This window comes from Streptomyces sp. NPDC057638, assembly GCF_042800315.1.
Taxonomy (GTDB): domain Bacteria; phylum Actinomycetota; class Actinomycetes; order Streptomycetales; family Streptomycetaceae; genus Streptomyces.
This window is the reverse complement of the sequence record NZ_JBHVHF010000248.1, coordinates 1-12,532: the sequence shown is the minus strand read 5'-3', so window position 1 is coordinate 12,532 and position 12,532 is coordinate 1. Positions and strand designations below refer to the sequence as shown.

Genomic DNA, 12,532 nt, shown 5'->3' with positions numbered 1-12,532 from the left:
GGTGGTAGGTACGGGCCGCGGCCATCGCGTCACTCCAATCGTTCGAGAATTCCCGCACGAATGTAGTGCGGGAATTCTCGAACGATCAACCCGTGGCGGCATGCTTCCGCGCCGTCGATCCCCGGCGGGCGCCGGGGGTTGGCGCTCCGTGGGGGTGATGTCCTCGCCGAGCGAGGTTTGCGGACCGCGATTTCCGGCCATGTGCGATGGCTCGCGCTCCCCGGCTCGCGCCCGTCGATGGCCGAAAAGGCCACCTTCTGCGGTATGCGCATATTTCAGCCAACAGAATTTTCTGCGTCAGTGTCAGTAGGGGTAGCGCAGTTGGCTGATCTCACTCAGCATCCTCGCAGGCGAGCCGCATGAGCGGCTCCTCAGGGAGGGAGCTCGAACCTGTGAGTGATCCATTCAGACCCCCGGTATGGGGACCAGATTCAGCCGATTCACGAGTTGATGGAACCATTGACACGGTCGGGGATCCGGGAGCCGGGACCGCGTGGTGGCCGCAGGGGCGCGCGCTGCCCCGCATGGCCCTGGCGGTCGCCGCGCTGCTGGTCGCCGAGACCGCGGTTGTGGCCGCCACGACCGGCCGGGCGGTGGCCCAGCCGGCCGGGGCCGCGGCCGCCGCGCGCGCGGTCGCGACCCAGGCGGCTGACCTGCCGTCGGCGCACGTCGCGGCCCGGTTGTCGGGCAAGCGGGTGGAGGCGCTGTCGGAGCGTACGGAGTCGTCGTCGGCGTACGCGAACCCGGACGGCTCCACGACGGTCGAGGCCGCCAGCGGACCCCTGCGCTACCGGGACTCCGCGGGCACCTGGCGGACCATCGACATCGATCTCGCCAAGGCGGCGGACGGCGGGGTGCGCGCACAGGCACACCCGCTCGATCTGAGACTGGCCGGAAAGACGCCGCCCGCGCAGGCGGCGAGGATCAAGGCGTCGGGCGGCGAGCCCGGCGAGCGGCAGACCCCCGCGGTCCCGCTGGTGACCCTGGGCCAGGGCGGCAAGGGGCTCTCCCTCTCCTGGCGCGGCGCGCTGCCCGAACCGGTGATCACCGGCACCAAGGCCCGCTACGGCGGCGTCCTGCCCCGTACCGACCTGATCGTGGAGTCCACCCGGACGGGCTTCGAGCAGTTCCTGGAGCTGAAGGACCGCGGCGCCATCGAGGCCAACGGCTCGGTCACGCTGACGCTCAACGCCAAGGGCATCAAGGCCCGCGCCAACAAGGACCGTTCGGTCTCCTTCCTCGACGCCGCGTCGGGCAAGCGGATCGGTGTGCTGCCCGCGCCGGTGATGTGGGACGCCCGGGTCGACCCCAGGTCCGGCGACCACACCCACCTCGCGGACGTCGGACTGAAGGTCACCCAGCGCGGTGACGACATCGATCTGACGCTGACCCCGGACGCGGCGTTCCTCGCGGACCCGGAGACCCGGTTCCCCGTCACCGTCGACCCGGCGGTCAACATCGGGGTCGGCTTCGACACCTTCGTCCAGCAGGGCTACGCGACCGATGTGTCCGCGCAGACCGAACTGAAGCTCGGCAACAACGGCTCCGGCCAGATCGCCCGTTCCTTCCTCGCCTTCCCGATGGCCAAGATCACGGGCAAGCAGATCCTCAGCGCCAAGCTCAACCTGTGGAACTTCCACTCCTGGTCCTGCGCGGGCAGAAGCTGGGAGGTCTGGGACACCTCCTCGGCCTCGACCGCCACCCGCTGGACCGCCCAGCCCAGCTGGAACACCAAGTGGGCCTCCACCACCACGACCAAGGGCTACTCGTCGGCCTGCGGCGACGGCTGGGTGAGCCAGGACGTCAAGACGCTGGCCCAGGCGTGGGCCAACAACGGCAACGGCACCAACACCCTGGGCATCCGGGCCACCGACGAGGCCGACGCGTACGCCTGGAAGCGCTTCAACTCCGGCAACGCGGCCTCCAACACCCCGTATCTGTCGGTGACGTACAACACCAAGCCGGGCGTGGCGACCCCCGTCTCCCCGCTGTCGGGGGCGGCGACCAACGACACCACCCCGACGATCACCGGCAAGGGGACCGACGCGGACGGCAACACCGTCCAGCTCAGCTATGAGATCTGGGCCGCCAACGGCACCGCCGCCCTCCAGACGGGCAAGTCGGCCTATGTCGCCTCGGGCACCAACGCCCCCTGGACGCCGACGACCGCCCTGGCGCCCGGCGCGTACAAGTGGCGGGCCGCCACCTACGACGGGTCGGCCTGGAACGGCGCCTGGTCGGCGTGGCAGAACATCACCGTCGACACCACCGCGCCGGCGACCACGGCGATCTCCTCCACCGACTTCCCGGCGAACACCTGGTCCGGGACCCCCGACGCGAACGGCACCTTCTCCGGCGCGTTCACCTTCACCCCGCCCGCCAGCGATGTGAAGACGGTCGAGTACAAGCTGGACACCGGGGCGTGGACCCCGGTCGCCACGACCGGGGCGGCGGTCACCCGTACCCTCACCTTCCCGGCGGGCAAGCACACGGTGGCGGTCCGCACCCGTGACGCGGCCGGGAACGTCTCGGCCGAGACCTCGCGTGTCTTCTACGCGGGCTCGGGCGCGGCGCTGCTGACCCCGGGTCAGGGCGAGCGCCCGGCCCGGCGAGTGCTCCTGTCGGCCGAGGGCCAGTCCTCGTACACCGGCGTCACCTACCAGTACCGCCGTGGCGAGACCGACAGCTGGAAGGACGTGCCCACCGCCGATGTGCGCAAGGCGTCCGACGGCACCGCCGCCGGAAACTGGCCCGTGGCCGCCGTGAACGGCAAGCCCGCCGGACTGACCTGGAACATCACCGACACCCTGGCCGAGGACGGACCCATCGAGGTCCGCGCCGCCTTCACCGACGGCACCGCGGCGGCCTACTCGCCGGTCAACACGGTCACCGTGGACCGGGACGCGGGCACCTCCCCCACCCAGGAGATCGGGCCCGGCTCGCTCAACCTGCTCACCGGCGACCTCACCCTGTCGGCCGACGACGCCACCGCGTTCGGTCTCACCGTCTCCCGTACGGCGTCCTCGCGGCGCCCCGCCGTCGGCGGCGCGCAGGAGGGCCAGGTACCGATCTTCGGCAAGGAGTGGACCTCCGGAACGGTCGCCGAGGCGACGGAGTCCGAGTGGGCGTCCCTGAAGAAGACCTCGGCCACCTCCGTGGCGCTGGTCGACATCGACGGCGGCGAGACCGGCTTCACCGCCACCACCGGCGGCGGCTGGAAGCCCGAGCCCGGGGCCGAGGACCTGACCCTGACCGGCTCGCTCACCGGCTCGTTCACCCTCAAGGACACCGAGGGCACGGTCACCGTCCTCACCCGTCCTGACCCGGCCGTCCTCACCTGGCAGGTCGCCTCCAGCGGGGTGGAGGGCATCGCCCAGTCGACCACCACGGTCGTCTCCGAGACCGTGACCCACGGCGGCAAGCAGATGAGCCGCCCCAAGCGGGTCATCGCGCCCACCTCGGCGGCCTCGGCCGCCAGCTGCACCGCCACCCCGGCCACCAAGGGCTGCCGCGCGCTGGAGTTCGTCTACGCGACGGCCACCACCGCCACGGGCGTGAGCGCCGGTGCCGACTTCGGCGACATCACCGGACAGGTCAAGGAGATCCGCCTCTGGTCGACCGAGCCCGGCGCCGCCGCCGCGACCTCCAAGGCCGTCGCGGCCTACCGCTACGACTCGGCCGGGCGGCTGCGCCAGCAGTGGAACCCCAACCTGTCGCAGGCCACCCAGACCCAGTACTCCTACGACAGCGCCGGGCGGGTCTTCTGGCTGCACCAGAAGTCCGAGCTGCCGTGGAACCTCACCTACGGCAAGGCGGGCAACGCCGCCACCGCCGGGGAGGGGATGCTGCTCACGGTGGAGCGGGCGGGCCTGAAGCAGGGCACGACGGATGTCCAGGAGGGAACCGCGACCACCAGCGTCGTCTACGACGTGCCCCTCACCGGCGCCGGCGCCCCGTACCCGATGGGCGCCGCGGACGTACGGGCCTGGGGCCAGGACGACGCGCCGACCGACGCCACCGCGATCTTCCCGGCCGACGCGGTACCCACCGCGCACGCCGGTACCGCACTGGGCGCCACCGACTACCGGCGCGCCTCCGTCACCTACACCAACGCCTCGGGTCGCGAGGTCAACTCGGCCACCCCCGGCGGACATATCTCCGTCACCGAGTACGACCGCCACGGCAACACCGTCCGTGAGCTGACCCCGGGCAACCGCGCCCTCGCCCTGGGCGGCACCGCCGCCGAGCGGGCCACCCTGGCCGATCTCACCATCGCCGGGCTGTCCACCGCGGACCGGGCCGATCTGCTCGCCACCCGCTCGGTGTTCGACGCCGACGGCACCCGCGAGCTGGAGGAACTCGGTCCGCTGCGCCGGGTCACCGTGACCGCCACCGGGGCGTCGGCCGTCGCCCGCACCTGGACGGTCAACGAGTACGACGCCGGACGTCCCACCGACGGCACGGCCAAGGTCGAGGACCAGATCACCAAGGTCACCTCCGGTGCCCAGCTCCTCGGCACCACCGCGCTCACCGACGCCCGGGTGACGCAGACCGTCTACGACTGGGCCAAGGGCCTGCCGGTCAGGACCATCAAGGACCCGGGCGGGCTCGCGATCACCGACACCACCGAGTACGACAGCCTGGGCCGGGTCACCAAGGAGCTGAAGCCCGGTGCCACCGGCACCGACGCCGGTACCCGGGTGACCACCTACTGGTCCGCGACCGGTACCGGCGCCTGCTCCGGCCGCCCGGAGTGGGCCGACCGGGTCTGCTCCACCGGGCCCGGCGGCGCGATCACCGGCGGCGGCACCCAGCCGTCCGAACTGCCGACCACCACCACCGAGTACGACTGGTGGGGCAACCCGGCCAAGATCATCGAGACTGCGGGCGGGGTCACCCGTACCGCCACCACCACCTACGACGGCGCGGGCCGCCCGGCCACCGTCACCACCACCGGAGGTCTCGGGCAGGCGGTCCCGGCGGCGACGACCGAGTACAACGGTGAGACGGGCCGCGCGGTCAAGACCTCCTCGCCGACCGGCGGAACCCTCTACAAGGCGTACGACAAGCTCGGCCGCCTCGTCGCGTACACGGACGCCGACGGCGGCAGGACCACCACCGAGTACGACCTGCTGGACCGGCCGGTGAAGACCACCGACAGCTCACCGTCGACCGTGACCTACACCTACGACACGGCCGTCGAGCCGCGCGGTACGGTCACCACGACCACCGACTCGGTCGCGGGCGCCTTCTCCGTCACCTACGACGCCGACGGCTCCGTCGTCACCGAGAAGCTCCCCGGCGGCTACACCCTCACCGTCGACGAGGACACCACCGGCGCCCCGCGTTCGCGCACCTACACCCGCGACAGCGACGGCCAGGTCATCGTCGCCGACACCGTGGACGAGTCGATCCACGGCCAGATCACCCGCCACTCCGGCTGGTCGGGACAGGAGTACCGCTACGACGCCGCCGCGCGTCTGACCAGCGTGGACGACACCACCGGCGATATCTGCACCCGCCGCTCGTACGGCTTCGACAACCGCACCAACCGCACCAGCCTGACCACCGCCGAAGGCGCCCCCGGCGCCGACTGCCCGGCCACCGGAGGTACCAGCACCAGCTACGGCTACGACAGCGCCGACCGGCTCATCGCCCCCGGCCGCGCCTACGACGCCTTCGGCCGCACCACCACCCTGCCCGGCAGCGAGATCGGCTACTACGCCAACGACCTCGTCCACCGGCAGACCTCGGACGGCCGGCGCCAGACCTGGGAGCTGGACTCCAACCACCGGCTGCGCTCCTGGACGGTCGAGGAGGACACCGACGGCGTCTGGACCCGGACGGCCACCAAGCGCAACCACTTCGACAGCGACGGCGACAACCCGCGCTGGATCGTCGAGGACACCACGGACGGCACGCTGACCCGTAACGTCGAATCGGCCTCGGGCGACCTCGCGGCCACCACCGGCGCCTCGGGTGACGTCATCCTCCAGCTCACCAACATCCACGGCGATGTGGCCCTCCGGCTCCCGCTGGACCCGGCCGACGCCCCGGTGGTGCTGGACAACGACGAGTACGGCAACCCGCGCGCGGGCCAGCCCGCCGTCCGCTACAACTGGCTCGGCGGCAAGCAGCGCTCCACCGAGACCCTGACCGGCCTCACCCTGATGGGCGTCCGCCTCTACGACCCGGTGACCGGCCGCTTCCTCTCCGCCGACCCCGTCTACGGCGGCGGCGCGAACGCGTACGGCTACCCGGGCGATCCGGTCAACGAGTTCGACCTCGACGGCAAGTCCTGGTGGAAGCCCCGGATCAACCCCGTCGTGCGGTACGGCTGGAACCGCCTCAACCGCGGTTACAACCGCTACCGCGGCTGGCGCAACCGCCAGGAGGCCCGCATCGTCGGCGTGGGCATGGCCTACGTCGGCGTGCGCTACCTCGGCTACCGCTGCCAGTACCGCTACGGCATGCGGGTCTGCTCCGGCGGGTTCGGCCTGCACGCCCGCGGCGGCACGGCGCTCGGCACGACGTTCTTCAACACGAGACGGCGTGACGCGACACCGACCCTCATGCGCCATGAGAAGAAGCACAAGGCACAGTGGAAGCGGTACGGATGGCGGTTCGGCCTGATGTACCTCAGGGGCGGAGTGAACCCGTGCCGCAACAAGTGGGAGCGGCGCGCCGGATACAGGGACGGTGGATATCGGTGCTGAGTCATCCCGGGGCGGCCCGGCGGAACCGGCTCCCCGTGCTGCTGGGCTCGGTGCTCGCCGTGGGGCTCCTCGCGGTCGTCGGCGCCTGGGTCTACGGCGTGTACGCCATGTCCGCCCCGGAGCGTGGCCTGCTCGTCGGCCTGCGGATCGACGGATCGCGCGTCACGGTGAAGGCACCGACCTGCCCCACGGACACGGTGGGCACGGTCGAGGTGTTCGACAGCGAGACGACGGAACCGCTCTGGCGGGCGAGTGACCCGACCACCCAGGCCGGGAAGCGGGGCGAGCTGACGCTCTGGGACGCGGCGGGCTTCGCCCGGCCCGGACCGCAGCCACAGCCCGCGCGCCTGCCGGACCGGCTCGACGTCGCCGTCGAGTACGGCGTGGGCGAGCACGGCGGGGGACCTGACGGCTCCGGCGATGTCTTCGACACCGCCGAGGCCGCGGCCGCCGGTCTGCCGGAGGGCCAGTACTGGACGGACGACGGTCCGATGACCGCCGCCGCCATCGACGGTCAGCTCCGGTGCGGATCGGCCGGATAACCGGGCCATGAGGGGCGGGGCCGCCGACGGGAACACTCCCGTGGGCGGCCCCGCTCTCCGTTGCGCGGGGCGCACGGGGCGCGGTGCGGTGTCCGCGCGGAGGGGGCGCGGTAGCCGTCCGGGGACAGCACGGTGTCTGTGCGGTGTCTGTGCGTTGCCTGCGCGGAGGGGGGCGCGGAGCCGTACGGGCGGGAACGCGGGGCGCCGGGACACCGTATGGAGGGGGCAACGCCGTACCGGAGGAAACGCGGTACCGAGGGCAGCGCCGTACGGAGGGCAGGGCCGTACGGAGGGCGGCGCGGTACGGAGGGAAACGCGCCGTCCCGCTCCAGAGCGGTGCGCAACGCGCCGCGGTGCGACACGATGAGACCGCCTGTCGACCGTATGTATGTACGACCGTGACCAACGGGGGAACTGTGGACGCTGGCCTGGCGTGGACGGCGCTCGGCACGCTGGGGACCTGCGCGGGAGTGGGGCTGGCCTGGCACCAGGCACGGGCCCAAGGGCGTCCGGGACACGATCCCGGGGACGGGAGACGCCCGCCCGACGTGTACGGGATGTCGGTCACGCCACCGACCGGCGCCCTCCCCGCCGAGGTACGCGGCCGGGACGCGCTCCTGGCCGAACTGCGCCAGCTCGCGGGCGCTCGGCGGGGCGCGGTGGTGGTGCTCACCGGAGTCGGCGGAGTCGGCAAGTCGACCGTGGCCACCGCGCTCGCCGAATGGGCCGGGGGGCGCCGCCGCCGGGGGCGGACCCGTCCGATCTGGTGGGTCTCGGCCGCCGACCCCGCGGTCCTGGGCGCGGGCATGGTCTCGGTCGCCCGGGGCACGGGCGCCCCCCGGGCCGATCTGGAGGCCCTCGCCCGCAACAGCCCCGACGCCCCGGACCGGCTCTGGGCCCGGCTCGCCGCCGCCCCTCCGGGCTGGCTGCTGGTCCTCGACAGCGCCGACGACCCGGGCGTCCTCACCGGACCGGGCTGGCTGCGCGCCCCGGCGCGCGGACTGGTCCTGGTGACGAGCCGCCACACCGACCCACGGACCTGGGGCCGGCACGCCCGGGTGCGGGCCGTGACGCCGCCCGACGAGGACGCGGCGACCAGGATCCTCCGCGATCTGGCCCCGGCGGCGGGTGACGAGACCGGGGCGCGCGACCTGGCCCGAAGACTCGGCGCGCTGCCCCTGGCGCTCACCCTGGCCGGTACCTATCTGGACTCGGGCGTCGCCCGCTGGCCGACGTACGCGACCTACCGCCGCGCCCTCGACGCCCATGAGCGCGACGGCTGGCCCGGGGACCCCGGTCCCCGCCCGGACCCCCGCACCGCCGTGATGCGGACCTGGGAGATCTCCCTCGACGACCTCGCGCACTGGGGTGTTCCCCGGGCCCGCCCGCTGCTGCGGCTGCTCTCCTGCTACGAAGCGGGCATCCCGTTCCCGTACGACCTCCTCGACACCGCGTTCGCCGCGTCCATCCCCTCCTTCGGCGCGGTCGTCGGCGACGAGGGCGGTACGGAACGCTCCACCGAGCTGGCGCTGCGCGGTCTGGTCCAGCTCAGCCTGCTGACCCCGCATCCCACCGCCGACGGGGGCGCCGGGCTCCTGGTCCACCCCGTGGTCGCCGACACCCACCGGATCCACCTCGACGCGGTACCCGGGGGACCGGGGGACCCCGATCCGGGGGTGATCCGCGCCGCCGCGGCCGAGCTGATGACCGGTGCGCTCGGCCGGCTGCGGTACGACCGGCCCGCCGACTGGCCCCGGTACCACCTCCTGGAGCCCCATCTGCGGGCCCTGTACGGGACGGTGGCCGAACGGCTCGATCCCCAGCGCCTCGCCGCGCTCGCCCGGGCCACCGCCGAAGCCGCCCGCGCCATCGACCGCAGCGGCGCCTTCCAGGTGGGGGCACGGCTCTGCCGCACCGCATTGGAACGCGCCGAGGCCCTGGGCGGCGATCACCCGGCCGTTCTCGCCCTGCGCCACCAACTGGCGTGGGAGATCGCCATCGAGGGCGATGTGGCCGCCGCCGAGTCCCTCTACCGCGAGGTTCTGTCGGCCCGCCGCCGGACCCTCGGCGAGGACCACCCCGACACCCGGGCCAGCCTCGGCGCGCTGGCCGCCCTGCGGCGCGGCGAGATCGCGGACGCGCGGCATGCCGTGTGACGCGCGCGCCCCTGGAACCACGCGACTCCCCGGAGTGCCGCGCGCCCCCCGAGGTGACGCGCCCCCCTATGGCAGCCAGGACGAACCCATGACGGCGACCGGTGACCCGTGACCGGTGACGAGCGCGACGGACCCGACGCCCCTCCGTGGACGACCGGCCGGAGCGAGGGCGGTGAGGTGCGCGACGAGCCCATGCCGGACGCGGCACAGGACAGGGGCGCGTGGCCGTTGGCGGACAGGGCACACGACCGGGGAGCCGTGGTGGACGAGAGACGGGACAGGGGCGGGAGGTCCGTGGTGGACGAGGGACAGGACAGGAGTGGCGAAGCCGTGGTGGACGAGGGACGGGATGGGCCCGGCGCGCCTGTGGTGAACGAGGCGCAGGAAGAGTCCGGCGGACCCGTGACGGTCCGCGGCGAGCGGCTCGCCCGCGCGGTGGAGGCCCTGGGGCTCTCCGGCCGTCCCGTGCTCGTCCATGCCTCACTGCGCTCGTTCGGCGCTCCGCTGGACGGTGGCGCCGACTCCCTCGTGGACGCGCTGCTCGGCGCGGGCTGCACGGTGCTCGTGCCCGCCTTCACCGAACCCTGGCACTCCGTTCCACCACCGGCATCGGACCGCCCCGCCCGCAACGGCCTCGACTACACGCTTCCGTACCGCGAGGCCGGGCACGCCCTCAGCACGCCGTACGCGCCCGACTGCGGACTGGTCAACCCCTCGCTCGGGGTCCTGCCCGTCACCGTCGTCGCCCGCCCGGGAACCCGCCGTGGACGCCACCCGCTCAACTCCTTCGCCGCGCTCGGGCCCGAGGCCGCCGCGCTGATCGACGGCCAGGATCCCGGTGATGTCTACGCGCCGCTGCGCGCCCTGGCCGAACGGGGCGGCCGCACCCTGCTCATCGGGGTGGGACTCAACCGGATGACCACGCTCCATCTGGCCGAGCAGCGTTCCGGGCGCCGGTTGTTCCGGCGCTGGGCCCGGCTGGACGACGGGCGGATCGCGACCGTGGAGGTGGGCTCCTGCTCGGAGGGGTTCCCCCGGCTGGAACCATGGCTGCGCCCCCACGCCCGGACCACCATCGTGCACGGCTCCCGGTGGCACGCCTACCCGGTACCCGAGGTGCTCGCCACCATCGCCCCCGCCCTCGCCGCCGCACCCACCCTCACCCGCTGCTCCGCCGACTGCCGCGCCTGCGCCGACGCGACGGCGGGCGGCCCGGTGGACGCCTACCCCGGCACTGGCGTCGTGCTCCCCGGCTGAACCCCGGCGGCGCGCCCGGCCCCGTACGCCCGGGTCATCAGCGTGGCACGCACCCTCAGGTAACCACGCACAAGGAAGTGGGTACTTGAGCACCGTCGGGGCTTTGACCAGCATGGGAGGCGTCGCGCCGAGGAGAGACGACCCGGGCGGCCGCGCCGGCGCGCGACGACGTCCGGCGCACCCCTTCCATGGTGCGAGGAGCACGACATGACCGAGTACGACCGTATCCCCGTGACCGTCATCGGGCTGGGCTCGATGGGCCGGGCACTGGCCGGGGCCTTCCTCGGCGCGGGACATCCGACCACGGTGTGGAACCGCACCGCCGCCCGGGCCGCACCGCTGGTGGCCCAGGGCGCGACCGGGGCGCGGACGGTGACGGAGGCGGTCGCCGCGAGCCCGCTCGTCCTCACCTGTCTGACCACCTTCGGCGACACCCGCGAGGCCCTGGCCCCCGCCACCGGGGCGCTGCGCGGACGGGCCCTCGTGACCCTGAACTCGGGCTCCCCGTCCGATGCCCGGATGACGCACTCCTGGGCCGTGGACCACGGCGCCCGGTTCCTCGCCGGGGCCGTCAAGAACGTACCGTCGGCGGTCGGGGCGGCGGACACCCTCCTGTACTACAGCGGTGACCGGACCGTCTTCGACGCGTACACGGCGACCCTGCGGGTCCTCGGCGGCGACACCGTCCACCTCGGGGACGAGCCCGACCTCGCCGCCCTGTACGAGATGGCCGTCGGCGCCCTGCTCCTGCCCGCCCTCGCCGGGTTCTTCCAGGGGGCCGCCGTCCTCCAGGCGCGGGGGCGGGAGGCGCACACGATGGTCCGGTTCACCGAGAAGTGGCTGGACATGATCAAGAGCCTGCTGCCCGGCTACGCCCGGATGATCGACAGCGGCGACTACGGCGACGGCGCCTCCTCCGTGAACCTCTTCCTCTCGGGAGCCGCGGCCGACGAGGAGCTCAGCCGGGAGACCGGCGTCGACACCGCCTGGCTCGCGCCCCTGTACGACCTGCTGCGCCGCACGGCCGACGCGGGGCGTGGCGAGCATGAGATCGCCGCCCTCACCGAGGCGTTCAAGGGCCCCCGGCCCTGACCCACGCGCCGTGGCCGCCGGAGCGCTCCGCACTCCCCGCGCTCTCGGCCGACCCGGGCGCGCTTTCGGCAACCCAGGTTGCCGATCCCGGGATGGCGCGGTTCCATGGACGGATGGACCCCTCATCCTCCGTCGCCCGCGCCCTGACCGAGGTCGGGCCCCGGCTCAAGCGGCTGCGCACCGAACGCGGAGTGACCCTGGCGGCGCTCGCCGAGACCACCGGGATCTCCAAGAGCACCCTGTCCCGGCTGGAGTCGGGGCAGCGCCGCCCCAGCCTGGAACTGCTGCTCCCCATCTCGCAGGCGCACCAGGTGCCGCTGGACGAACTGGTGGGAGCCCCCGAGGTCGGTGATCCCCGGGTCCGGCTCACACCCCGGCGGGTCCACGGCAACACGGTGCTGCCCCTGACCCGTCAGCCCGGCCCGATCCAGAGCTACAAGATGGTGCTCCCGGCCTCCCGCAGCACCCCCGACCCCCAGACCCACGAGGGGTACGAGTGGCTGTACGTCCTGGCCGGGAAGCTCCGGCTGGTCCTGGCCGACCGCGATCTGGTGCTCGGGCCCGGCGAGGCCGCCGAGTTCGACACCCGGCTGCCGCACTGGTTCGGCAGCACCGGCGCCGGGCCGGTGGAGGTCCTCAGCCTCTTCGGCCGCCAGGGCGAGCGGATGCATGTCCGGGCCCGGCCCACCTCCCGGGAGTGAGGACCGGGCCCAGACAGGCATGCGCCCGCGCCGGGCGGTGACCGTGCGGCCCGGGGCCGGCCGTGCGG

The 12,532-nt window shown here is 73.5% G+C and carries 6 protein-coding genes; all 6 read left to right on the top strand.

The genetic code is table 11. The annotated features are described in order from the left end of the window. The first annotated feature begins 524 nt into the window (after positions 1 to 524). Positions 525 to 6,716 carry a DNRLRE domain-containing protein gene (locus ACFVIM_RS26550; RefSeq protein ID WP_384306101.1) on the top strand — a complete coding sequence of 2,064 codons (6,192 nt, stop codon included), beginning with the start codon at positions 525 to 527 and terminating at the stop codon, positions 6,714 to 6,716. Further along, complete coding sequence (locus ACFVIM_RS26545) at positions 6,710 to 7,258, top strand: hypothetical protein (protein WP_384306098.1); 549 nt, start codon at positions 6,710 to 6,712, stop codon at positions 7,256 to 7,258. Before ACFVIM_RS26550 ends, ACFVIM_RS26545 begins: the two co-directional genes overlap by 7 nt. Before the next feature lie 416 nt (positions 7,259 to 7,674). Beyond that, positions 7,675 to 9,414, top strand: a complete 1,740-nt coding sequence (locus ACFVIM_RS26540; protein ID WP_384306096.1) for a tetratricopeptide repeat protein — start codon at positions 7,675 to 7,677, stop codon at positions 9,412 to 9,414. Positions 9,415 to 9,711: 297 nt separating this feature from the next. Further along, complete coding sequence (locus ACFVIM_RS26535; protein ID WP_384306093.1) at positions 9,712 to 10,671, top strand: AAC(3) family N-acetyltransferase; 960 nt, start codon at positions 9,712 to 9,714, stop codon at positions 10,669 to 10,671. Positions 10,672 to 10,878: 207 nt separating this feature from the next. Continuing rightward, on the top strand, positions 10,879 to 11,763 hold the full coding sequence (locus tag ACFVIM_RS26530; protein ID WP_384306090.1) for an NAD(P)-dependent oxidoreductase: 885 nt from the start codon (positions 10,879 to 10,881) through the stop codon (positions 11,761 to 11,763). A 113-nt stretch (positions 11,764 to 11,876) separates the two neighbouring features. Then, complete coding sequence (locus ACFVIM_RS26525) at positions 11,877 to 12,464, top strand: helix-turn-helix domain-containing protein (protein WP_384306087.1); 588 nt, start codon at positions 11,877 to 11,879, stop codon at positions 12,462 to 12,464. The last annotated feature ends 68 nt before the right edge of the window (positions 12,465 to 12,532 follow it).